The organism is Shewanella sp. YQ_9 (assembly GCF_043103185.1).
GTDB classification, from domain to species: Bacteria; Pseudomonadota; Gammaproteobacteria; order Enterobacterales; family Shewanellaceae; genus Shewanella; species Shewanella algae.
Genome location: NZ_JBICJO010000014.1, coordinates 186,373 through 209,319, shown reverse-complemented (window position 1 = coordinate 209,319; position 22,947 = coordinate 186,373). Strand labels below are relative to the sequence as shown.

Below are 22,947 nucleotides of genomic sequence, written 5' to 3'. Positions count from 1 at the left end.
CGAGTACTTATTCGCACCTTCCCTAATTTGTTGCCAGCGGCAGATGGGCCTTGCTGCCCCAGTCGGCCCAAGAGCCATCGTAGAGTATCAGGGCATCGAGGCGTACCTGATAGGCCGCCAGGATCAAAATACAGGCGGTGATCCCTGAGCCGCAACTGAAGATCAAAGGTTTGCCGCTGCGTCTGGCGTCCATGGCACCCAGATGCAGAAAAATCTGCTCCAGTGCCGGCTGAGGTTTCAGGCTGTCGCCATCCAGCACTTCGGCAAACGGCAGATTCACTGCGCCGGGAATATGGCCGCTGCGCACCCCTTCTCTGGGTTCGGGACTCTGGCCGAGAAAGCGTGAACTTGCCCTGGCATCCAGTATCATGGCCTGCTTGCCTGCCAGGGTATCCAATACCTGGGGGGCGTTACAGACCTTTTCCGCTTGATATTGCCCACAGGCGTTACCGCGCGGAAACTCAGTCGCCGGCTTGTCGGCACAGGGGCGCTTCTCTTTGAGCCATTTGGGCAGACCGCCGTCGAGAACAAACACCTGCTCAAAGCCCATAACCTTGAAACACCACCAGCCCCGGGGCGATGAGTAGATACCCTGGTTGTCATAGATGACGACAGTGCTGTCCTGGTCGATGCCTAGCCGCTGCACCAGCTCGGTAAACTGGGCCTGACTCGGCAGGGCGTGTAACTCACTGGACTGCAGATCTGTGCACTCCCGCTCCAGATCCAGCCGCCGGGCACCGGCAATAAAGCAGGGCTCATCGTAGACTATCGGCTCGCGGCCTATCACCTTGTCCATGCTGGCATCCAAAATGACCAACTTGGGATCAGAAAGATGAGCGGCCAACCACTCGCTGCTTACCAGTGCAGATTGCATCTCGACTCCTTAAGCTCGGTAACGGCACCAAGCAATGAAACTTGGCCCAAATTACTGGAGCGCTACGGATTTCTCAAGCTGTTATTGCCACAGAACCTCTATAGGCGATTATTCTCAATAGTTATTGGCATGCGGTTTGGATTGCAGCCTCGGCAGCACTTTGCAGGCTGGCATCAATAATGGCCTCAAACTGTGGCTGTTGTCCGGCGGGCAACAGCTCCCTTAGCATTTCCCGGCGCTTCTCTTCGCCGAGCAAGCGTTCGGCCAGCCAGGCACACAGATACATGGCCGACAGGCAGCCACCGGCGGTAGCTATGTTGCCTCTTATCACCAAAGGTTCATCAAGTACTTCGGCACCTGTCTTTTGCAATGCCGTTTTGGCATCCGGATGCGTGGTGGCCGCGCGGCAATCCAGTAACCCCAATCTTTGCAGGATAAAGGAACCGGCGCAGATAGAGCCGAGCAGTTGCTTGTTGGGATCCAACTCAAAAGTATTGATAAAGTCCGGGTCTTGCAGCGCCAGCGGGATCCCCTGTTTGCCGCTGATAAACAGCACGGCATCAGCCTGGTTGGCTTCGCGAATATGGCCCTGCATCTCAATCTCAAGACCCAATGCCGATTTGTGACTTTTGCTGCTGCCGAGCAGCTTGACCTGCCAATCATTCTGGATGCGGCCCACTATGTCCCACATCAAAAACAGATCGATATCGGTAAATTCATCGAAAGCCACTATGGCGATAGTGGGTTTCTTGTCCGCCGCGCCATAGCTGGCGCTCGGAGTTTGGGCGTTTGGTGAAGTATAAACAGACATACAGCCTCCTTGTCTGGTATCAGTTTGACAATTGGATTCTTCAGGAATGTTATTCAATGCCAATGCAAGCCGGGATTCAGTCTCTGAACTCTTCGTCATAGGCCAGGCCGCTGACATCGGCCAGCTCTTTACCCAGCTCCTGCATTGCGGCCTTGCCCTTACGTCTCAGCAGGGTCACTCTCTGACCATCCTTGAGCATCAAGATCAAGTCCCAGTATCTGGGCTCGCCGAAGTGGGGGCAGAGGCAAAATCCGCTGATTTCGGCCAGTGGCACCTGGAGTTGCCCTATGGGGTAGATACTGCGAATACTGTGCACCAGCACACAGGTATCTTTGTCTATCAAGATTTTATGGCGACAGAACAACGCGTGCCAGCCGAGTGTTGCCCCCATGGCCCAACCGAGCAGCAATTCAGGGTTAAGCCCGAAATACACCTGTGCCAGAGTCAGCGCCGCCAGCGGCAGGCCGATTAACCAGGTCCAGCGGCCAAACACCAACTCGGCCCTTTGTGAGGAGTACTTGTTCCAGTGCGCCATGGCTCAGCTCCCTAAGCGTGTCAGTAGCAGTCCGAGCAGGGCAAAAAGCGGCAGCGGCAGTGCCAGTTTCCACATCAGGTGTTGCTCCCAAATGGGCCGGTACTGACTGATGGATTGGCCAGTTTGAGTCGCGGCTTTCAGAGGCTTGGTTTCGGTATGGGGGGATTTTGCGGCCTGGCTCTCGGCCTCCGGCGGCGCCAAGTCGCTTGGAGCTGCGTCAAAGGGCACGGCTTTCAACTCGGGCCATGCAGTGACTTTTTCATAGACTTCAAGTTCATAAACTTCAAGTTCATTGACTGCGCGCGGGCCGGCGCAGCCGCGCAAAAAGCCTATCAATGCCAGCGCCTCGGCCATATCTGTCAGGGTGTGGCGCTGTCCGAGCAGCACCAGCTGTACCCCATTGGGCGTTTGTGCCAGTGGGGTAATATGAATAGAGAGTTGACTGTAGGGCAGGGTTTTACGGGGCTTGGCTTTTATACGCCACCAGCCAGTGTATTTTTGAATCTCAGCGCTTTTGGGGTCAAACAGCCAACGCCTTCTCACCCCCAAACAGCCAGTTGCCAGAGTTAACAACAGCAAGGCCGAGACGGCATGAAATACCTGTGATTTTCCTGTCAGCACCACAGCCATTAAACTTGAGGCCGACAGGGGAACCAGCATGATAAAGCCCCAGATTGTAGCCAGGGTTTGCTGTCTGCCAATAAAGTAGGCTCGTCCATCGGCATCCAGCTTTAAGTGCCAACGAGCGCCGCGGGGCAGAGCGCGATATTTTTTGTTTAACTCATCTTCCTTGGACATCAATCAGTTATCCTTTTGAGGTATCAAGCGCCAGATGCAAAATAGGGAAGGGCTTACCCATGGCATCGAGTGCCGAGCGGGAGATCTGTTTAAAGCCTTGATGGCGGTAGAATCCGACCGCCTGTGGGTTTTGCTCATTGACATCGACCAAGTTGGCGCCGAGGTCTTCGATGGCATGCTTGAGCAGGGCACTGCCTACGCCTTGGCCGCGAGCCCGGCTGTGAACAAACAGCATCTCTATCTTGTCGTCTGCTACGCCCAGAAAGCCGACAATGGCTTTGGCTTCATCTCGTATACATCTGAGCGTCACCGCCGGGAAGGCCTTATCGAGGATCAGCGGCTTGAAAAAGGCGATATCGGCTTCGCTGATAAAGTCGTGGGTGGCGCGCACTGAATCTTCCCAGACTTGCAGCAGCTCAGCAAAGTCGGCACTGGATGGGGTTTCAATGTTCATATCTTGTGGTTTTCCAATCCTGGGTCGGGTTGTGGTGCTCTTTGAGAGCCAGGCCGAGCAGGATGCGCTCATCTTTCCCCGGCGAGTTGCATGGTTTATATCCATGGGCTTAATTAGGCTCTGGTTAGCGCTACTCAGCCCCTGAGGTTATTGCCCGGCTTGCACCATTTGCAGAATTTTGCGGGCCTTCTCAAAGTGATCCAGTTTATGGGTCTGGATCCACCAGGTTGCGGCCTCCATGAGCAACTCGGGATCATCATTCTTGTTGGCAAAGAAGGCATAGAAGGAGACGCCAACATTTTCGCCCTTCTGGGCGATTTTTTGCTGGCAGACATGGATAACTTTTTGTCGCAGGCTGGCACGCATCTCGATTGTTCCCTCAATCTGAAAAGTCATTTTTAGGTGTTTTGCTGTTGCAACTGGGCTTGTTGCGCCTTGGTCAGTTTACTGACAACCAGGGCGTAGGATGCCTCAATCAGGTCACGGAGCATATCCTCGCTGACCTCACCATTCAAGGTTAGCGTGAACCAATGCTGCTTATTCATGTAATAGCCGGGCACTATCGCCTCAAAGCTATCGGTCAGTGCCTGCACGTCGGCTGGCTTGGCCTTGAGTGTCACCCTAGGGGGCGTTTCCTGCTCGGCCAGCAGAGCAAACATCTTACCCATGACCTTATAGACTCTGGCCTCAGGACCAAAAGGATAGTCGGCAGTGGCGTTGGGGCATTGCTGTAACAGTTTCTTGAGTTGTGTCAGTGTCATGGCGTTCTCTGTCATTTTGGGGGAGTATAATAATACCGGCTTCAGTCGACGTTTTGTTGATAACCGAACAGGACAAGCGTATCGGTCCCAAATTGGCAAGGGAGCTGACCTAGGGTTTTCAGTTCCGTGCTCAGCTCTGAAAATAAATCTGTCATCTCGTTTGCTCCCCAAGCCGATATTCTGGCTGGACGTTTTACTTTCAACTTGTCTATCTCGTTGTAGCTGACTGAACATCTGACATAAGTAAAGTGTGTCGTACCCAGCTCAGATAGAATCAGATCGGCGCGTTCGACATCCAGTGGAAAGTCTTCATCCTGCAGGCGTTTGAGCTGTAGATAGACGGGGTACTTGGCCAGAACAGTCAATACCTTGCGCCACTTGGTGTTACTCATGAGTCCGTGCATGGAACAAGTCTCTAAATTGAACAAGGCGCAAACACGCTCTCAGGAGAAAAGGCATATTGCAGCCAGGCACCCCCGTTTGATTGCCTCTTGCTCGCACAGAGCCATTAAGCGGCTGCCAAGACCTGAACCTCTATGCGCCTTCGCGACCCAAACCACCTCAATCAGCAACTGGCGATAGATGCTGCGGCCACTCACGCCACCAATGAGTTGCCCCTCGGAATCGCGTGCTATGGCGGCCAGAGGTTGGCTAGTTTCGTTTATATAGCTGTGATTATAGGTTCTGAGCTTGTCGATAAGCTCATTTTGCAGGTCATCATCAACTTGCTGTAAAAGGTCAATCTGCATACCGATTTCCTTGAGTTGTTGTTGGTTGTTTTGGATCCAGTCTTAATCAAATCAGGGGTTAAGGCTGCTGTCGTTTTATGCTCAAGGCCCAAGTTCAAGGCTAATGCTCAAGGTTGAGTGTTGCGTTATCTATCAAGGTCAGATATCCCTGCTCTTCGGTCAGTTTGATCAAAACCGACAAGGTGACTTCCCTTAACGGTTCGCTTGTATCAGCAAGGCCCGCGTCGATGGAAAAGCTGTACTCTGTGGGTGTCTCGGTATTTATCAACGCCTGCACTTGCCTGAAACTGCTTATTGCCGTTTCAGAGAGTGCCAATTGGTAATGGTGTTTCATGGGGCTGGTGCTGAACAGTCCCTCGTTTGGGGGGATAATCTCAGTCGACTCCAGTCTGAGCGGGAAGCGATAGCTGGATATTCCCTTACTGCTATCCAGCTCCAGGGTCAGGTCAGTGGTATCAAGGTCGAGTTTGCCCGGCGCATCGATAAGGATCTGCGATCTGATGACTTGCGGGTTTAATTGAACAAAATCCTGCTCATCGAAGGAGCTTAGACTGAGCATGGTGCCAAGTGGAATATTGGCACAACCGACAATAAAAAAGCTTATCCCAAAAACAGCTAACATCCTTTTTATCATTATTCTTTCCCTGTCCTTTATACAATCAAGTCTGATAGTGAATTTGGATTTGCTGATGAGCATGCTAATCGAGCCATTGCCCGGATTGTTCCAGGATCAACTCGCCATGTTGATTGGTGACGCTAAGCTCGCCAAAGACAGAAACAAAGTAATTGATTGAGCCGTTTTGAAACTCATAGCCCTGGAAGGTGCAGGGGGTAACACCATCATTGCACATAGTGTGTACTGTTCTGCCGGTTAATCTTATTTGATTCACCCGACTTTTTGGACTGGCCTATATAGGAAACATCGTCACATAACATTTCACTTTCACAGTTGATTTCTATCTCTATTTTATAACCATCCGTTTTCAGTGTTTAGGCCATAGCGGCAGTCGAGAATAGAATAATCGGGAGGCAAAACAGTCTTTTCATACTTGAGTTCCGCTTGGTGTAGTTGGTTGTCAGTCGCGGTTTGAGACTGGGCTCCTGAAGCGTATCTGAGTGCTGCGCGGCTCTATCCCAAGCCATTGCCTTAAATACAGCTTTAAAACAATAGCTACCGCACGGCCGAAAGTCCCTTTCGTCCCTGAAGCCGAGATGATTAGCTTGATACAAGGATCTCGGTTTTACATGCTTCTCTTTGCAACCGCATAGAGAATGATTCAAGGGTATCTTGTTACCCTGTGCCAACACAAGTAACAAGCGCAAAGTCATTGTAAGGCAAGCATAAAAAAGCCAGGGAATACCCTGGCTGGAGGATTAAAGAGGGCTGAGATTAGCTGGCGTCCTTCATGGCACGGGTAAAGTCGGCCAGAGTGCTCAGCAGAATATCGTGCTTACCTGACCCTTGAGTTACTTAGTTTTTGTTGGCATGTATGGGCCGTTTGGTAAGTAAGTCGATTGGTCTCTATAGAAAACTTGGTAATTAGCCATTCTCGTCAGAGGCATGTAATCGGGAGCAGCACGGTTAATCGTTGCTGTGATCATTGCGCCTATGAGGTCTGCCAATGGGTTGCCAGTAGAACTATTTTGGGGGGTATACTGCATTCGTTTAGAGGTTTTCCAAATCGAATCCCCAGTTTTGTTCTTGAATTCGTATGTGAACTCTACTTCCGTTGTGCTTGAAATAAGCAGATACGTAGTATCCCAGCGCTCAATTGTTACATACAGAACCACATCAGCGTCAAACATTTGTACGAGAGTATCCACGGGTAACTGATGTATCTCTTGTGGCTCATATAGTCCCTCATATTCAAGGATTGTCTTCACAGTATTTGACGGATAGACATAGTAACCCTTTTCTGCAAGCATTACTGGTAATGAGCTGTACACTGCAAGGGGGGCATCTACATCAACACTGTGATTCACTACAGGGAGGATGAGTATTGAACTTGGCTTGTGTTCTTCAAAACCAGTCTGACGCGGAGCCGTCGTTGTTTGACATGCAGAAAGTAGGGCAAGTAACATAACTGAAAAAGCTAATTTGATAAATTTCATTGCTCATTACCGTTTCGACGTTGAAGGTTTTGCACTATGGTCTTCATTAAGGACGCGCTTTCAGGCCATGTATTCGCTTCTTTTTCGTAAAACGATATTGCTCCTGCTATATCGCCTGATTTGAGCTTGAAAGTTCCGACTTCAGCATATAGACCTGGAGCAGGCCGTTGATTGTTGTCTTCGACTTGTTGCAGGTGACTTTCAAGCGCTATTGGGAACTCCTTTGCTGCGACGGGATCGTGATAGTATTCGTACAGGCCTTCATCATAAACACCCCAGTTATATAAAGTTGTCGATTTACAGCCAGTTAAGCCAAGCACTACCAATACACATAGGGCAAGTTTGATACTTCTCATTTGATCAGCACCTCTTTTGTCACGCCATCGGATACATAGATTTTCTGCGATGAAATAACAGTATCACCATTTAGGATCTCAATAATGTGAGTACCAGGAAGAATACGCAAAGCTTGAGTACCATTAGTGAATGGCGCGACAGGTCCATTGTCTAGTCCGTCAACTATTACACGCATTCCTTCTACATCAGAATTATCGCTTATTTTAAATACAATTTGAGGACGGTTGTCTACAGTTGAGCTGGTAGTGGTTGGCATTTGGACACAACCTACATTGAGGGATAAAACACTCAGTATCAGGGCTAATTTCAACTTCATTATTTCGCCTCCACCACATTAAGTTCTGTGTATTTAAGACCATCAATTGAACCGCTGGAAATACTGGTTATTGCGCCTTCGTTTGTTTCATTGTCGCCAAAAAGCTGTATTACTGAAACAGTAGCGACTTTCTTTCCAGGTAATGTAATATCGAAACCAGTTTGTTTGGACTTTACGACTTTTCCCTGAGTTTCGATATTAAAACTCATTCCTTGTTTTATACCTTGTGACTTACCGCCACTGATGTAAATCATCCCGTCTTCAACAGCTAGAATGTCGGTTTGCCAAGGACGGGTTTGCATTTCGGCGGTCAATTTGCTGATAGCATCGGATATCGCATTAGATATTGCCGCATCGTTAAGTGTTCCATCGTAGGAAGCCTTAGAACCAAAGCCTGCAACGGAAGCTGACTCAGAACTACTTTCCCCAGCTCCTGATAGAGAATGGTAAACCAGCCCAGTTTTGCTATCGACTAAGCGCAAGTCAACTTTAGCAAATGCGATTTGTTTTTTAGTAGATGAAAGGAATCCACTTTTTCCTTCTGTTTTACGGCCAAATTCAGTAAGGGAGCCAATTATCAAAGTATCAACACCTACTAAATTTAGCTCCTGTCCAGTAAGCTTTGCCTCATCTTTAAGGCGTTCGATATCTGGGCGCTCAAACACGAGATATTGGCCTGACTCAGTCAGTGCTTTTGATAACAGGTCGGTTACTTGCTTACCAAGCACATCGCCTTTGTCATCTCGCAAAAGGCTTTTTCCATAGATGGTTTCATTAGTAATTCGGCCAAGAGCTATTTTACGTTTCAAGATGGGATTAGTAACCACTGCCTCCATGGCTGCCTTTTGTGCTTCAATTTGAGCTTGTTGAGAATGAGGACTTTCCTGAGACTCAACCTGTGGGGATTGAGTGGCACATCCACTGAGAGCTAAGGCGAGTGCACTTACAGTGAATAAACTGCATTTCATTTTTGTATTCCTTAATCCTTGAGTTACATTTTGCAACGTAAGTTTATTTAATGTGAATATTTTTTTATGAGCCAACGTTCACATTTATGCTGGTATTTTTTTGTTTTCCCCTCATTAAAGCTCAATGATTAAGCTAAGTTGGGGGTGGCTAATATAATGCAGAGCCTATGACTTAGAGTTCTGGTTTGTGTTCAAATGCTCTAAAGGTTTAAACAAAATGTGTTTTTCATCAGTAGTGTTCACAGATGAATACTTGAAATATATCCTGTTATTTAATGGTAATGCAAATATAAACATTTGTAATTTATTTGTGTTTTGCATAAAAAAGCCAGGGAATACCCTGGCTGGAGGATTAAAGAGGGCTGAGATTAGCTGGCGTCCTTCATGGCACGGGTAAAGTCGGCCAGAGTGCTCAATAGCATATCGGGCGCATTTTGGTGTTGCTCAATGATCCTGACCACAGCAGAGCCCGAAATGGCACCGGCAGCGCCGGCGGCAATTGCGGCGCTGACCTGAGCCGGCTCGGCAATACCGAACCCCAACAGTGGAGGCGGCGCATCGAAGGCTTTGAGCTTGGCCAGTATCTCATCCACCGGCATACCTGCCTTATTGTCGGCGCCTGTTACCCCGGCGCGGGACAGCAGATAGGTGTAGCCTTCAGCGGCTTCACTCACCGCCTTGAGGGTATCATCATCGGCATTGGGTGGCGCAATAAAGATAGGCGCTATGGCATGGGCCTTGGCGGCTTCTATAAAAGGTGCGGCTTCCTCAACCGGCACGTCGGCTATCAGCACTGAATCCACCCCGGCCTCGGCGGCGCGGCGATAGAAGTTGTCGATGCCGTTGGCGTATACCAGATTGGCGTACAACAGCAGGCCGATGGGCAACTCGGGATAACGGCTACGTACCTCGGCGATAAGCTCGAAACACTTGGCTGGAGTAGTGCCGGCAGCCAGCGCCCGTAAGTTGGCGCCCTGGATCACCGGGCCATCGGCCAACGGATCGGAAAAGGGGAAGCCCAGCTCAAGGGCGTCGGCACCATGGGCAATCAGGGTGTCGATAATCTGCAGCGACAGCTCAGGGCCGGGATCGCCCAGTGTCACAAAGGGAACAAAGGCGCCGCGGCCTTCGGCCTGCAGCCGGGCAAAAGTGGTTTGATAACGTGTACTCATGCCTGTGACTCCTGTGGCTTATGTGACGGCTCAGATTTGGATGCAGATGCAGCCTGGCGCTCTGCCAGGATATCGGAAACGGTAAATATGTCTTTATCGCCGCGGCCGGAGAGGTTAACCACCAGTATGGTTTCTTCGCGGCACTCTTTGGCCAGCCTGATGGCATAGGCCAGCGCGTGGGCTGACTCCAGCGCCGGAATAATCCCTTCGCAGCGGGCCAGTAACTGGAAGGCCTCCAGCGCCTCCTCATCGGTGGCCGACTCATAGGTGGCGCGTCCGGTGGCGTTGAGGTGGGCGTGTTGCGGGCCCACAGAGGGGAAATCCAACCCGGCAGAGATGGAGTAAGATTCTTCTATCTGGCCGTTGCTGTCCTGCATCAAGGGCGCCTTCATGCCAAAAAATATGCCAGTCTTGCCGTGCCGCAGCGGCGCGCCGTGCATCGGCGTATCTATGCCTTTTCCGGCCGGCTCAACGCCTATGAGGCGCACCGAGGCTTCATCTATGAAGTCGGCAAACATACCTATGGCGTTGGAGCCGCCGCCAACACAGGCAATGACGGCGTCCGGCAGTCGGCCTTCACGCTCAAGGATCTGCGCCTTGGTTTCGGCGCCTATCATGCGCTGGAACTCCCTGACTATGGTGGGGAAGGGGTGAGGCCCGGCGGCGGTACCCAGCAGGTAGTGCGCCTTGTCATAGCTGCCGGACCAGTCGCGCATCGCCTCGTTGCAGGCATCTTTGAGAGTGGCAGAGCCTGAGGTGACAGGAATGACCTCGGCACCCATCAAACGCATGCGGAACACATTAGGGCTTTGGCGCTCCACATCTTTGGCGCCCATGTAGATTTTACACTTAAGGCCCAGCAGGGCGCAGGCCAGGGCGGTGGCCACCCCGTGTTGACCGGCGCCGGTTTCGGCGATGATCTCTTTTTTACCCATGCGCTTGGCCAGCAGCGCCTGCCCCAGCACCTGGTTGGTCTTGTGGGCGCCGCCATGCAGCAGATCTTCCCGCTTGAGGTAGATTTTCACCTTGTCATTGGGCGACAGGTTACGGGTCAGGGTCAAGGCGGTGGGGCGCCCGGCATAGTTTTTCAAAAGCTCGGTGAACTCGGCCTGAAAGGCGGGATCATTCTGGGCCTCGACAAAGGCGCTTTCCAACTGTTTCAGCGCCGGCATCAAAATCTGCGGCACATACATGCCGCCGTATTCCCCGAAATAAGGGTTGAGTTTTAACTCGCTCATACTGCTTTCCTTAGGATACTTGTTGCGCCTGTCTGACAGGCAAATACTGTTGTTCTTGTCAGGCTTTGAGTTGCTTAAACACCGCCTGCAGTGCTGCTCTGTCTTTGATGCCGGGGGCGCTTTCCACCCCAGAGTTAAAGTCCAGCCCAAAAAAGCCCTGGGTGGCAGCCAAGGCGGCGTTGTCCGGACTCAGGCCACCGGCAAGCATGGCGCGCTCGCGCTGGGCAAGCCCTTGCTGCCAATCGAAATGTTTGCCGGTACCACCAAAGCTGTCGCCGCTTTTACTGTCATAGAGATAACGGTCGGCGCCTTCCGGCAAGGCTGGCAGCTCGCCGCCGTCGACATTGACCGGAACAGCCTTCCAGATCTCGGCCTGGTGCCCATTTTGCTCAAGCAGCTGCTTGAGCTTGGCAATATCTTCGCTTGATTCACTGCCATGAAGCTGCAGCGCGCTCAGTTTCAGCTCATTGGCCAGCTCGGCCATCTGAGTCGGTGATTCATTGACAAATACCCCCACCATCGCCAGTTTACGCGGCTGCTCGGCGTTATAACGGCACAGCTCGGCGGCGTGGGCGCGGCTGACACAACGGGGGGACTTGGCGGCGAAGATCAGGCCGCCATAGACGGCACCGGATTTTGCCGCATCCAGCAGATCCTGCTCCCGGGTCAGGCCACACACCTTGTTGTTGCCATAGATAAGGCGGCGACAGGCCAGATCCAAATCGGCCTCGGCCATCAGCGAGCTGCCTACCAAAAAGCCGTCGACCAGCGGGCTGAGGCGGCGTACATCCTCACGGCTGTAGATCCCGGATTCGCTGATGATCAGTGTCCCCTCGGGGATCTTGGGAGCTAAGTATTCTGTCATCGCCAGATCTGTACTCAGATCCCTGAGGTTGCGGTTGTTGATGCCAATAATCGGCGCGCCCAGAGCCAGCGCCCGCTTGAGTTCTTCCTCGTTGGAGACTTCGGTGAGGGTGTCGAGGGCATATTGCTCGGCTTCGCTCGCCAGCAATCGATATTGTTCATCGCTGAGTACCGACAGCATCAGCAAGATGGCATCGGCGCCCTGATGGGCCGCCAACTTAACCTGATAAGGCGAAACAAAAAAGTCTTTGCACAATACCGGCTGTTTGATTCTGGCACGCACCTTGGGCAAATAGCGAAAGTCACCCTGAAAGAAGGCCTCGTCAGTCAGTACCGACACCGCGGAGGCGTAGCGGCTGTAAACATCGGCAATGGCAACCGGATCGAAGTCTTTGCGGATAAGCCCTTTGGAGGGGCTGGCCTTCTTGCATTCCAGAATAAAGCCGGCGCCTTTTGCACTGAGTGCCTGATACAGGCTGCGATCCGACGTCTTGGGCGTCAGGCTCTCTTCGGGAAAACGCAGCTTGAGGGCTTCAATATGCTGCTGCTTGGTGGCGACGATACGCTCAAGCACGTTACTCATGATATAGCTCCTGCCTTGCTGGGTTGTGGTGAGTTGGCGTCATTGTTTTCAGTCTGGGTTTGGTGGGCTTTGTCCGCCAGGGCGTTGAGTTTGGCGCAGGCGCGGCCATCATCCAGGGTGGCCAGTGCCAGTTGGGTGGCCTGCCTGAGATTGTCAGCCTTGCCGGCGAGATAGAGCATGCAGGCGGCATTGATGGCCACGGCGTGACGCTGGGCGGCGCTGCCTTTACCGGCGAACAGTGCTTGGGTAATAAGGGCGTTTTCTGCCGGGGTGCCGCCTTCCAGCTCGGCCAGCGTCGCTTGGGGCACGCCAAAGTCTGCCGGGCTGAGTCGATATTCCACTATCTCTTCACCCTTGAGTTCGGCCACCTGAGTTTCGCCGTGCAGCGCCACTTCATCCAGGCCGCTGCCGTGAACGACCATGGCGCCTTTGACGCCAAGGGCCCGCAACACCTCGGCGATGGGGCGAACCAAGCTCGGGCTGTAGACCCCAAGCAGCATATAGTCGGGGCGAGCCGGATTAATCAGCGGGCCGAGTACATTGAATAGGGTGCGGGTCTTGAGCGCCTGGCGTACAGGCACAGCGTGCCGCACTCCACCGTGATAATGGGGTGCAAACAGAAAACACAGGCCGTTGTCTGCAAGGTGTTTGGCGGCGCACTCGGGCGACATGGTCAAGTCTATGCCGAACTGTGCCAGCAGATCGGAAGAACCCGACTTACTGGATACTCCGCGGTTGCCATGTTTGGCAACATTGACCCCGGCTGCGGCGGCAACAAAGGCGGCCGTGGTAGAGATATTGATGGTGTTGTGGCCGTCACCGCCGGTGCCGACAATATCCACTACCCTTTGACATTGGTGCGGAAACGGCTTGGCGGCGGCCAGCAGGGCATCGGCGGCGCCGCTGATCTCGTCTATGGTTTCGCCCTTGAGCTTGAGCGCGATCAGCATGGCTGCCATCTGGCTTTCACTGAGCTTACCGTCGATAAGTTCGGCAAACAGGCTGGCGGCCTGGCTACGGCTCAAAGACTCGCCCCGGTACAGGCGGTCGAACAGAGGTTGCAGTTCAGTCATGGCAGGTTTCCTCGCGGCTCATGGTCAGGTATTGCAGTGTTTGCACCAGCAAGGTGCTGCCGAGGGTGGTGAGAATCGATTCGGGGTGGAACTGGAAGCCGACGGCGGCATCACAGCGATGGCTGATGGCCATAGGCATGCCTTCTGTAGTGGCAATCACCTCCAGGCAGTCGGGCATCTTGGTTGCCACCAGCGAATGATAGCGGGCCACGGGCAAGGGGGATGGCAGGTTGGCAAACAGGCCATCGCAGTTGTGCTCGACCGGGCTGGCCTTACCGTGTACCACTTGGGGGGCACGTTCAACCTTGCCGCCGTAATGTTCAACCAGGGCCTGGTGACCAAGGCAGATACCGAGAATAGGCAGTTTGCCGGCCAGCAGCGCAATAAGCTCCATCATGCAACCGGCTTCTCTGGGGGCGCCCGGGCCGGGAGACAAAATAAGCGCTGCCTGACCCGGCTCCGCCAGCATCCGCTCGGCGAGCAACTTGGCACTGACATTATTGCGGTACACCAGCACTTCAAAGCCCAGGCTGCGGAACTGATCCACGAGGTTGTAGGTGAAGGAGTCGAAGTTATCCAATAGATAGAGTTTCACAGGCCACCTCCCATCTTGATTGCACTGATCACTGCCTGCGCCTTTTGCGCGGTTTCGTCGGCCTCGGCCTGGGGATCTGAATCATAGACCACTCCGGCCCCGGCCTGGATGTGCGCCATGCCTTCGCTGACGAAGGCGGAGCGGATCACAATGCAGGTGTCCATATCGCCAAGGGCGTTGAGATAACCTACGGCGCCGCCATAACTGCCGCGGCGCTGCTGCTCGGTTTCACGAATGAGTTGGGCGGCGCGCACCTTGGGGGCGCCCACCAGAGTGCCCATGTTCATGCAGGCCTGATAGGCGTGCAGGGCGTCGAGATCTTCCCTAAGCTGCCCGGTTACTCGGCTGACCAGATGCATCACATGGGAGTATCTGTCTACCTTCAGCAGTTCGGCCACTTTACGACTGCCACTCTGGCTGATGCGGGCGATATCGTTGCGGGCCAAGTCCACCAACATGATGTGCTCCGACAGCTCTTTCTTATCGAGTCTCAGCTCCAGCTCTATGCGGCTGTCGAGATCGAAATCTATCTCGCCATCTGGGGTCTTGCCGCGTTTGCGGGTACCGGCGATGGGGTAAACCTCAACCTGATTGCCCTCGGCTTCATACTTGAGGGCGCTTTCCGGAGAGGCACCAAACAGGGTGAAGTCGGCGCTGCGCAGGTAAAACATATAGGGGCTGGGGTTGGTCAGTCTCAGTGCCCGATAGGCGCCCAGAGTATTGGGGCAGGGCAGGCTGAAACTGCGTGATGGCACAACCTGAAAGATATCACCGGCGCAGATATGCTCCTTGAGGCGGCTCACCTGGCGGCAAAAATCGGCGTCGCTGATATTGACGCTGGCCTCGGCATGTACGCCGCTCAAAGGGGCGACATCTTCCAGCAGCTGGCAGTTGGTTTCTATGGCGTCCAGTCTGGCGCCAAGCTCGGCCTGCACCTCGCTGTTGCCATTAAACTCCATCACCACGGCTTCGGCGCAGCCCTTTTGGTGATCTACCGTTATCAGGGTTTCAGCCAGATAAAACAGATAGTCGGGGCAGTGGTTGGCGCCCTGGCTTACGCTTGGCAGCGGCTCTGTGCTGGCGATAAGGTCGTACCCTAAAACGCCGCCCAGAAATCCGGTTTCAAACTGGCTCTCGTTTTCATCAACCAGACCCTGCTGCAGCAATCTCAGGCCATCGAGCGGCGAGCCTGCCTTGAGTCTGGCATCTTCATCCAGCTCGGCAGTGATCGGGCGCAGTACGACCTTGAGGCTCTGCTGTTCCAGGCTGACCTCTCCACGCGAGTTAAAGAAGTCGTGAATCGCGGGCAGCAGTCCGGCGCCGTTGTCTGTCAAAGCCTCGAAGCTCAAGGTCGACCCGTCACAGCGAATGGCCAGCGCCGCGTGGCTGAGGATAATGCTTTTCAGGTGATCCTTGCTGTCGATTTCGGCCGACTCCAGCAACATGCTATGAGGCTTGTCCCGAGTCAGTTGCTGATACAGTTTCAGGGGATCGTCGTAATAGGGCAGTGACCGCGTCTGGCGGTGTACTCTGGCGATTGGCTCGATTCTGTTCATCTGTCCTTCCTGTTGTTCCGCTGTTTAGCCTGGCTGCGGGATTTTCCTGACCGTTAAGCACAAAAAAGCCCGCAATCTCTTGCGGGCTTTTTGTTGAATTTGGCTGCGTTATTTTCAATCGTGCACAGCGCTTCACACTACCCGCGTTAAGGGAAGTGCCACCACCAGATGATGTTGAGTGAAGCGTTGAAGTGTGTCATTGAAAATTTGTCCTCTCGACGTTTGACCTATAGAAAAACCCAGCTGCCCGCCAATGTCAATTGAATATTTTTAATTTATGCAAATTTCTGCCAATTTGCCGTCGCCCAGCGGAGATAAATCGCATTTTGCCAACAAAACCAAGTACAATAGCGCTATGATAACTGAAAATACTTTGGCCGATCTTCACAGCCATACCACAGCCTCAGATGGCCAACTGACACCGTCTCAGTTGCTCGAACGCGCCCTGGAAAAGGGGGTTGAGCTGCTGGCGATTACCGATCATGACACAGTCGCCGGGCTGGATGAGGCCCATGCCTTCAATGCCGGGCAGAGCGCACCTTTGACCCTGGTAGACGGGGTTGAGATCTCTACCCGTTGGCACGCCTATGATATTCATATCGTGGCGCTGGATATCGACCGCCACGACGAAAACCTGCTTGTCTTTCTCGAGCGTCAACGTGAACTCAGGGAAGAGCGGGCTCGCGAGATAGGCGCAAGGCTTGAAAAGGCCGGTATTCCAGGGGCTTACGAAGGCGCCAGGGCGCTCGCCGGTGATGCGGCGCTGAGCCGTGGCCATTACGCCCGTTTCCTGGCCGAGCAGGGGCACGCGCCGGATAGCGCCAGCGTGTTCAAGAAGTTTCTCGGCCGCGGCAAAACGGGCTATGTGCCCAACAACTGGGGCGAGATGGCGACGGCCATTGAGGTAGTCCACAACGCAGGTGGCGTGGCCGTATTGGCCCACCCCAGTGGCTATCAACTGTCGGCCAAGTGGCTCAAACGCCTGGTGCGCGAGTTCAAGGCCGCCGGTGGCGATGCCATGGAGGTGGTGCTCGGGCAGCAAACTACAGACGACAGAAATAATTTAGGGGCGCTGGCCACTCTCAACGGCCTCTACGCCTCGGTGGGATCCGATTTCCACTTTCCCGGCCGCTGGCTGGAACTGGGCAAGAATCTGTATCGGCCCCAGGGATTGAACTGGGTCTGGCAATGCAAGCAATGGACAATAACTAAATGAGTCAATTTTTCTACGTACATGAGGTGAATCCTCAAACCCGTCTGATAAGCCAGGCGGTGAGCATTCTGAAAAGCGGCGGGGTCATAGTTTACCCCACAGATTCCGGCTATGCGCTGGGTTGTATGATTGGTGATAAAGACGCCATGAGCCGTATCGCCAGAATTCGCCAGATAGACAATGATCATAACTTTTCGCTGATGTGTCGCGACTTATCTGAGCTGTCGACCTATGCCAGAGTCGATAATCAGGCGTTTCGCATTCTGAAGAACAACACGCCGGGTTGTTACACCTTCATCTTTAAGGCCACCAAAGAGGTGCCAAGAAGACTGCAGAACGACAAGAAACGCACCATAGGCATTCGGGTACCGAACAATGTTATCGCCCTGGCGCTGTTGGAAGCTCTGGGTGAACCCTTGATGTCCACCAGTCTTATTCTGCCCGGCAACGACTTTACCGAGTCGGATCCCGAGCATATCCGCGACATTCTCGAACATCAGGTAGATGCCATTCTCCACGGTGGTTACCTGGGCGAAAAGCCCACCACAGTGATAGACATGTCTGAAGGCGAAATGGTCATAGTCCGTGAAGGCAGTGGCGATATCAGCCCATTTCTTTAACCGCTCAATAAAGGTATAATCGCGCGTTTGGTCGGCCTATGCCGCCTTAAGGATGCTGCCAGAGGAGAGAAAACGGCTTGAGTGAAGGCGTTCAACAGAGTCTGCCGCTTGCCGTAGTGCGGGGTGAGGCGCTTAGAGAGCTGCCTGCCGATCTCTTTATTCCTCCCGAGGCGCTTGAGGTATTTCTTGAGGCGTTTGAAGGGCCGCTCGACTTGCTGCTGTACCTGATCCGCAAGCAGAAAATGGATGTGGTAGACCTGCCCATCCACAGGATCACCGCCCAGTATCTTGAGTATATCGAGCTGCTGCAGGGCGCCAGGGTAGAGCTGGCGGCCGACTATCTGGTGATGGCGGCAACATTGGCGGAAATCAAGTCGCGCTTGCTGTTGCCAAGGCAGGAGCTGGAAGCCGAGGAAGAGGAAGACCCCAGAGCCGTGCTGATCCGCCAACTCAAGGCTTATGAAGCCATCAAAGAGGCGGCGGTGCGGCTGGATGAACTGCCAAGGCTCGAGCGGGATGTATTCCAGGCCAAGGCGGGCAAGGCGCCGGATATCAAGCCCTTGCTGGTGCCGCCGGATGTGTCTTTGGCCGAACTGGCCCGGGCCTTTGGCGAAGTACTCAAGCGGGTGGAAGCCGGCACTTCTCACCAGGTGCAGCGCGAGCAGCTTTCTACCCGGGAGCGGATGAGCCAAATTCTGGCCATGCTCTCCAGTGAGCATTACACCCCTTTTGAAGCCCTGTTCAAGGTGGAAGAGGGGCGCGCCGGAGTGGTGGTCAGCTTTCTGGCGTTGATGGAATTGGTAAAGGAACTGCTGGTGGAACTGATCCAGGCCGAACCTTTATCGCGAATTTATCTCAAGGCGTACTGACGGGAGCCGACTTGGCGAAGATTAACGACCTTCAGCTGAAACAACTGATCGAAGCCAGCCTGTTTGTGCTGGCCAAGCCCATGACCTTGAAGGCGCTGAGGGAAACCGTGCTGGCCGATTTCAGTGTCTCCCGCGAGCGTATTCGCGCTGCGGTGGATGAATTGACCCTGGATTATCAGGAACGCGGAGTACAACTGGTCAAGGTTGCCGGCGGTTATCGGTTTCAGACCCGCGATAGCCTCAGCCCCTTGCTGCAACCTCTGTGGCAGGAGCAGGCGCCCAAGTATTCCAGGGCAACATTGGAAACCCTGGCGGTTATCGCCTACCGTCAGCCTGTGACCCGCGGCGAAATTGAGCTGGTCAGAGGGGTGGCTGTCGGCAGCCAGATTATCAAGAATTTAACAGACAGACGCTGGATCCGCGTTGTGGGGCACAAAGAGGTGCCGGGAAGGCCTTCGTTATACGCCACCACTACAGAGTTTCTGGCTTACTTCGGTCTGGACAGCATAGCGGATCTGCCGCCTCTGTCTGACGCCGAATCATTAGAGGCGGTATTTTCGGGGATGAAAACACCGCCGGAACCCTTAGAAGAGTCAACTTGAATGAGCGAAAAATTGCAGAAAGTCTTGGCCCGTGCAGGCCATGGCTCCCGTCGTGAGATGGAGGCATGGATTGCTGCAGGTCGCGTGAGTATTGACGGAGAAATCGCCAAACTGGGTGATCGCATCGAAGCCGACGCCAAGGTACGTATCGATGGCCGTGCGGTATCGTTGAAATCTGCCGATGATGTGATCTGCCGGGTACTGGCCTACCACAAGCCGGAAGGGGAGATCTGCTCGCGCAAAGATCCCGAAGGCCGGCCCACAGTATTCGATCGTCTGCCCCGCACCCGCGACAGTCGCTGGGTTGCAGTGGGACGTTTGGATATCAACACCTCGGGTTTGTTGCTGTTCACCTCAGACGGTGAACTGGCCAACCGCCTGATGCACCCCTCCAATGAAGTGGAGCGTGAGTACGCCGTGCGTACCTTCGGTGAAGTGCCGGAAGCGGCGCTGCAGCGTTTGCGCAGCGGCGTTATGCTGGAGGATGGCCCGGCCCAGTTTGACCACATCAAGGCCGCCGGTGGCGAAGGCATCAACCAATGGTGGCACGTTACCCTGCGCGAAGGGCGCAACCGTGAAGTGCGTCGTCTGTGGGAATCCCAGGAAGTGCAGGTGAGCCGCCTTATTCGGGTGCGTTACGGCATGATAGAACTGCCCAAGAGCCTGCCCCGTGGCGGCTGGGTCGAACTGCCGCTGGAGCAGGTTAACTACCTGCGCCAATTGGCGGGCATGGATCCGGAAACCCGCTCCATGCTGGGTGCCGACAAACACAGCGTGGCCCGTAACAAGGTGCGCAGTGCCAAGGTGCGCCGCGCCGTGCGTAAACACAAAACGGCGGCGGGCAAGCCCAAGCCGACCCGGCAGCGTAGCTGATACTGCCAAGGCTTTATCGGCAGTGTGTTACAGCTTGTCGATAGCCTATCTAATCCCATCTAAAGATGTGATTCCAATGCAATGAAAGGTCGCCGCGGCGGCCTTTTTTGTTGCTGTTTTTCTAAGCTTTTTTCAACAGTTTCTCGTTGCTTTTTTGCATAGTTTTTGTCGTTGTTTTTGCCATAGCTTTTTACCAAAGTTTTTTGCCATCACTTTTTACCATAAAAAAGTCCACTTACCTTGGCGCAGTTAAGTAATGGTATAAGATAAAGGAACAGCAACTCAGGGAGCCAAGGCATGCAGCTGATCTCACACACAAAAATATGGGACCAAGGCGAACACAACGCCTTTTGCGATCTATGCCGCTGGCAGGGGGCGCTCTACTGCGTCTTTCGGGAGGGCCAGGCCCATGTGTCTGATGACGGTGCGCTGAGAGTGCTTAAATCCACCGACGATGGCCAAAGCTGGCAGGCCGAGGCGCTTATTCAAAGCGAGCTTGGCGATCTGCGTGACGGCAAACTGCTCGCCCATGCTGGCCGTTTATGGCTTTTTGGCGCAGCCTCCAAACATGGCAAGGCGCCGCTGCAGTCCTTGATGTGGCACTCGCTGGATGGCATCAACTGGTCGGCCCCCGAAAAAGTCGCCGATACCGGATACTGGCTATGGCGGGTGACCGAGGCCGAAGATGGCCTCTATGGCGTGGGTTATCGCCCAGGCGCCGATGGTGATGTCAGGCTCTATCGCAGTGAGCGCTTGCAAGCATCACAATCCGGCATGCTGCAATTTACGCCCTGGATCGCCCCCTTGCAAAATGACGGCTATGTCAACGAATCATCACTGCTGTTTCGGGGCGGCGAGCAGACTCGCTCTGCTCAAACCTCTTCAGATACAGAAGCGCTTTGCCTGCTAAGGCGCGATCCTGTGTGGGACGCACAAGAAACCGGGCTGCTCGGTAAGGCCAAGGCACCTTTCAAAACCTGGCAATGGCAGCAGCTCAGTTGCCGTATCGGTGGCCCGGTCGCCTTTGTCTATAACGACCGCCTACTGGCCGTGGTGCGCCTCTATGACAATAAGGTGCGCACCTCGCTGGTGGAAATCGATAGCGCCACAGCCAAGGTCACCGAGCTCTTAACCTTGCCATCCGGCGGAGATACCAGCTACGCCGGTATCGAGCTGGACGGTGATGAACTCAAGCTGGTGTACTACTCAAGCCATGAGGGCAAAACCGCCATCTATTTCGCCCGTATCGGGCTCAAAGGCTAAAGTACCAACCAATACCAGTCTGCTCGACACCAGCCAGCGTGACTGAATCAGGTTTAATAACAGGGAAAATCGCTTTAGATTTCAAAGTCAGTCAATTCTGTTGCAAAAATCAGCCAAATCAGGGTTTTGTGGCCTTTGTCAAAAACTTGACCTTTGGCTAATTGTTTTAACATTCAGTACTAGGTATTGTATAACCAATTCAACCGCTTAGCTTTAGCGCTTCCTTAAACTCAGCGGCTCAAAGTCGGCGGCAGTGATATTTTTTCTGTTTTCAGCGGAATTCAGGGAAGAGCAGAGTTTGGACTTGTCCGGTAGGTATGGGTCTTGCTGGGGGCGTATAGCTGCAAGATGCTGGTTGGTAATAGGTTTAGAAACGGTGCATGCGCGTTTACACTCATCCGAGGACCAAAACGTGCGTGCGCACTATACAGCTGTTAAGGGGCTTTAGCTCCAAATCGAAATAGTATCAACTAAAGAGGAAATAATGATGGAACGTTATAAAAACTTGGGTGGTAACTCGAATGTGGTTGCATACGAAATTGGAGCCGGCGAAATCACCGTTCAGTTCGGTGATGGCTCAGTCTATCTATACACGAATCAAAGTGCCGGTGTCGCTAACATCAACGAAATGCATAGACTAGCAAGAGCCGGGCAAGGCTTAAATAGCTATATCGGTAGAGTAGTCAAAAAGGGATATGCCAGGAAAATCCGGTAAATAGCCCTTAACAAAGCACAGCGGCAGTCGCTCCCATTGGCCGCTGGGACCGCCCCAGTGTGCGGCGTTACATGCCAATGGCTAAGCGTCTTTTGGGAAATTAATGTAGGGAGTTACTTTGAGTCTTGTTCAAATTCATTTTGATGGTGATATTGCGATAAACCATCAAGTCAGCATGAGAACTTTGGGTAAAACGCTTACTCATTTGCAAAATTCAATGGATAGAGCCTATTTAGAGCTCCATTATGGGCAGTTATGGAAATTTGCGAAAATGCGACAGGAGTTCTACCCAGATGTTGAGCTACTTGTACAAGAGCCAAAGGAAGGTGGTTATGTTCTTGACTTCCTGTCTTCAAATCCAGTAACAAAAGCTGTCATCAGTCGTGTTTCTAGTGCAGTGAATGGCGCGGTAGAAGCATCAAAGCAAGCTGGACTGGACAAAGCAACCAAAATAGAAGAGTCTCTAAGCAAGAGGATAGCTCAAGTTGAAGGCGGAATACTTGTCCCTAAAGATCTGCAAACAATGATAGATAATCCAGATGCTTCAGTAATAAGGCGCTATGGAGATCGTGCTATTTGTAGAGAAGTCGATCAAATACTCTCGATCATCAGGGCCGGTCATGCCGGAGATAGTACCTTTGAACTTCTTTTAAGTGGTGATAGGTCTGCGAATTTTGACTTTAATAGAGAGTCTGCTGGAAGATTCCATTCGACTGTTTCTCGCAGGGAACTGGGCGAGCCTGTACTCTATAATGCCACCATCTCATCACTAGATAGACATAATAATAATGGAAAAATATATAATTTAATTACAGAGAAAGTTGCCAATATTCACTTCTTTAGCGAAGATTTCCTTGAGATGGCAATGCCATTTTTTCAAGAGAAAAAGGAAATGGTTTTTGTTGGTTCACCATTAATAGAGTACGGCGCATTCGATCCAAATGCTGGTGACATCTATTTCATTAAGCTGGCATAG

General features: G+C 53.0%; 29 protein-coding genes and 1 other annotated feature. Of the genes, 8 read left to right on the top strand and 21 right to left on the bottom strand.

Features of this window, described 5'->3' with window-relative positions; translation table 11 throughout:
* Window positions 1-22: 22 nt before the first annotated feature.
* The 21 genes from ACF8D4_RS04515 to ACF8D4_RS04415 all read right to left on the bottom strand — a co-directional run bounded on the left by ACF8D4_RS04515 (window position 23) and on the right by ACF8D4_RS04415 (window position 15,816).
* Window positions 23-874: a sulfurtransferase gene (locus ACF8D4_RS04515; protein ID WP_208251169.1), complete on the bottom strand. Its 852-nt coding sequence runs from the start codon at window positions 872-874 to the stop codon at window positions 23-25.
* Between the two features lie 121 nt (window positions 875-995).
* Window positions 996-1,685 carry a DJ-1/PfpI family protein gene (locus tag ACF8D4_RS04510; protein WP_081737132.1) on the bottom strand — a complete coding sequence of 230 codons (690 nt, stop codon included), beginning with the start codon at window positions 1,683-1,685 and terminating at the stop codon, window positions 996-998.
* A gap of 76 nt (window positions 1,686-1,761) precedes the next feature.
* Complete coding sequence (locus tag ACF8D4_RS04505; protein ID WP_301561381.1) at window positions 1,762-2,220, bottom strand: hypothetical protein; 459 nt, start codon at window positions 2,218-2,220, stop codon at window positions 1,762-1,764.
* 3 nt (window positions 2,221-2,223) lie between these two features.
* Window positions 2,224-3,018, bottom strand: coding sequence for a hypothetical protein (locus tag ACF8D4_RS04500; protein WP_144166347.1), 795 nt, complete (start codon window positions 3,016-3,018; stop codon window positions 2,224-2,226).
* A gap of 7 nt (window positions 3,019-3,025) precedes the next feature.
* Window positions 3,026-3,472, bottom strand: a complete 447-nt coding sequence (locus tag ACF8D4_RS04495; protein ID WP_025010677.1) for a GNAT family N-acetyltransferase — start codon at window positions 3,470-3,472, stop codon at window positions 3,026-3,028.
* Between the two features lie 147 nt (window positions 3,473-3,619).
* Window positions 3,620-3,838, bottom strand: coding sequence for a DUF6500 family protein (locus tag ACF8D4_RS04490; RefSeq protein ID WP_028780256.1), 219 nt, complete (start codon window positions 3,836-3,838; stop codon window positions 3,620-3,622).
* Between the two features lie 32 nt (window positions 3,839-3,870).
* On the bottom strand, window positions 3,871-4,233 hold the full coding sequence (locus tag ACF8D4_RS04485) for an MmcQ/YjbR family DNA-binding protein (protein ID WP_208160824.1): 363 nt from the start codon (window positions 4,231-4,233) through the stop codon (window positions 3,871-3,873).
* A gap of 41 nt (window positions 4,234-4,274) precedes the next feature.
* Window positions 4,275-4,637, bottom strand: coding sequence for a hypothetical protein (locus tag ACF8D4_RS04480; RefSeq protein WP_144166346.1), 363 nt, complete (start codon window positions 4,635-4,637; stop codon window positions 4,275-4,277).
* A 39-nt stretch (window positions 4,638-4,676) separates the two neighbouring features.
* On the bottom strand, window positions 4,677-4,982 hold the full coding sequence (locus ACF8D4_RS04475; RefSeq protein WP_392468440.1) for a GNAT family N-acetyltransferase: 306 nt from the start codon (window positions 4,980-4,982) through the stop codon (window positions 4,677-4,679).
* 100 nt (window positions 4,983-5,082) lie between these two features.
* A complete protein-coding gene (locus ACF8D4_RS04470) occupies window positions 5,083-5,604 on the bottom strand; it encodes a hypothetical protein (protein WP_144132126.1) in 522 nt (173 codons plus the stop codon).
* 76 nt (window positions 5,605-5,680) lie between these two features.
* A complete protein-coding gene (locus ACF8D4_RS04465) occupies window positions 5,681-5,833 on the bottom strand; it encodes a hypothetical protein (RefSeq protein WP_206191456.1) in 153 nt (50 codons plus the stop codon).
* A gap of 616 nt (window positions 5,834-6,449) precedes the next feature.
* Window positions 6,450-7,094 carry a GNA1162 family protein gene (locus ACF8D4_RS04460; RefSeq protein WP_096141276.1) on the bottom strand — a complete coding sequence of 215 codons (645 nt, stop codon included), beginning with the start codon at window positions 7,092-7,094 and terminating at the stop codon, window positions 6,450-6,452.
* The gene (locus ACF8D4_RS04455) at window positions 7,091-7,450 is read right to left on the bottom strand and encodes a DUF4810 domain-containing protein (RefSeq protein WP_096141275.1); all 360 of its coding nucleotides are present in this window, start codon (window positions 7,448-7,450) and stop codon (window positions 7,091-7,093) included. Before ACF8D4_RS04455 ends, ACF8D4_RS04460 begins: the two co-directional genes overlap by 4 nt.
* Window positions 7,447-7,767 carry a hypothetical protein gene (locus ACF8D4_RS04450; protein WP_096141274.1) on the bottom strand — a complete coding sequence of 107 codons (321 nt, stop codon included), beginning with the start codon at window positions 7,765-7,767 and terminating at the stop codon, window positions 7,447-7,449. The genes ACF8D4_RS04455 and ACF8D4_RS04450 overlap by 4 nt, the downstream gene beginning before the upstream one ends.
* A complete protein-coding gene (locus ACF8D4_RS04445; RefSeq protein ID WP_101059167.1) occupies window positions 7,767-8,735 on the bottom strand; it encodes a CsgG/HfaB family protein in 969 nt (322 codons plus the stop codon). Before ACF8D4_RS04445 ends, ACF8D4_RS04450 begins: the two co-directional genes overlap by 1 nt.
* A 368-nt stretch (window positions 8,736-9,103) precedes the next feature.
* Window positions 9,104-9,907: a tryptophan synthase subunit alpha gene (trpA, locus tag ACF8D4_RS04440; RefSeq protein ID WP_144132124.1), complete on the bottom strand. Its 804-nt coding sequence runs from the start codon at window positions 9,905-9,907 to the stop codon at window positions 9,104-9,106.
* Window positions 9,904-11,145, bottom strand: a complete 1,242-nt coding sequence (gene trpB / locus ACF8D4_RS04435; RefSeq protein ID WP_144132122.1) for a tryptophan synthase subunit beta — start codon at window positions 11,143-11,145, stop codon at window positions 9,904-9,906. Before trpB ends, trpA begins: the two co-directional genes overlap by 4 nt.
* A 58-nt stretch (window positions 11,146-11,203) precedes the next feature.
* Window positions 11,204-12,592: a bifunctional indole-3-glycerol-phosphate synthase TrpC/phosphoribosylanthranilate isomerase TrpF gene (trpCF, locus tag ACF8D4_RS04430; RefSeq protein WP_144160498.1), complete on the bottom strand. Its 1,389-nt coding sequence runs from the start codon at window positions 12,590-12,592 to the stop codon at window positions 11,204-11,206.
* The gene (gene trpD / locus ACF8D4_RS04425) at window positions 12,589-13,665 is read right to left on the bottom strand and encodes an anthranilate phosphoribosyltransferase (protein WP_345860054.1); all 1,077 of its coding nucleotides are present in this window, start codon (window positions 13,663-13,665) and stop codon (window positions 12,589-12,591) included. Before trpD ends, trpCF begins: the two co-directional genes overlap by 4 nt.
* On the bottom strand, window positions 13,658-14,260 hold the full coding sequence (locus tag ACF8D4_RS04420) for an aminodeoxychorismate/anthranilate synthase component II (protein WP_107111323.1): 603 nt from the start codon (window positions 14,258-14,260) through the stop codon (window positions 13,658-13,660). The genes trpD and ACF8D4_RS04420 overlap by 8 nt, the downstream gene beginning before the upstream one ends.
* Window positions 14,257-15,816 carry an anthranilate synthase component 1 gene (locus ACF8D4_RS04415; RefSeq protein ID WP_028780248.1) on the bottom strand — a complete coding sequence of 520 codons (1,560 nt, stop codon included), beginning with the start codon at window positions 15,814-15,816 and terminating at the stop codon, window positions 14,257-14,259. Before ACF8D4_RS04415 ends, ACF8D4_RS04420 begins: the two co-directional genes overlap by 4 nt.
* Before the next feature lie 59 nt (window positions 15,817-15,875).
* Window positions 15,876-15,989: a sequence feature (Trp leader region), on the bottom strand.
* Between the two features lie 182 nt (window positions 15,990-16,171).
* Here ACF8D4_RS04415 and ACF8D4_RS04410 point away from each other — a divergent pair.
* The 8 genes from ACF8D4_RS04410 to ACF8D4_RS04375 all read left to right on the top strand — a co-directional run bounded on the left by ACF8D4_RS04410 (window position 16,172) and on the right by ACF8D4_RS04375 (window position 22,947).
* Window positions 16,172-17,032, top strand: a complete 861-nt coding sequence (locus ACF8D4_RS04410; RefSeq protein ID WP_144225707.1) for a PHP domain-containing protein — start codon at window positions 16,172-16,174, stop codon at window positions 17,030-17,032.
* Complete coding sequence (locus tag ACF8D4_RS04405) at window positions 17,029-17,649, top strand: L-threonylcarbamoyladenylate synthase (RefSeq protein ID WP_144132112.1); 621 nt, start codon at window positions 17,029-17,031, stop codon at window positions 17,647-17,649. The genes ACF8D4_RS04410 and ACF8D4_RS04405 overlap by 4 nt, the downstream gene beginning before the upstream one ends.
* Window positions 17,650-17,726: 77 nt before the next feature.
* Window positions 17,727-18,518 (top strand): ScpA family protein, encoded by a 792-nt coding sequence (locus ACF8D4_RS04400; protein WP_345860056.1) that lies wholly within the window; start codon window positions 17,727-17,729, stop codon window positions 18,516-18,518.
* Between the two features lie 11 nt (window positions 18,519-18,529).
* Entirely contained in the window at window positions 18,530-19,120 is a 591-nt protein-coding gene (scpB, locus tag ACF8D4_RS04395) for an SMC-Scp complex subunit ScpB (protein WP_025010666.1), read from the top strand.
* Complete coding sequence (gene rluB, locus ACF8D4_RS04390; protein WP_025010665.1) at window positions 19,121-19,993, top strand: 23S rRNA pseudouridine(2605) synthase RluB; 873 nt, start codon at window positions 19,121-19,123, stop codon at window positions 19,991-19,993.
* Between the two features lie 297 nt (window positions 19,994-20,290).
* Complete coding sequence (locus tag ACF8D4_RS04385; protein ID WP_144225706.1) at window positions 20,291-21,256, top strand: sialidase family protein; 966 nt, start codon at window positions 20,291-20,293, stop codon at window positions 21,254-21,256.
* Window positions 21,257-21,740: 484 nt separating this feature from the next.
* Window positions 21,741-21,971 (top strand): hypothetical protein, encoded by a 231-nt coding sequence (locus tag ACF8D4_RS04380; protein WP_222104317.1) that lies wholly within the window; start codon window positions 21,741-21,743, stop codon window positions 21,969-21,971.
* Window positions 21,972-22,089: 118 nt separating this feature from the next.
* Window positions 22,090-22,947: a hypothetical protein gene (locus tag ACF8D4_RS04375; RefSeq protein ID WP_144225705.1), complete on the top strand. Its 858-nt coding sequence runs from the start codon at window positions 22,090-22,092 to the stop codon at window positions 22,945-22,947.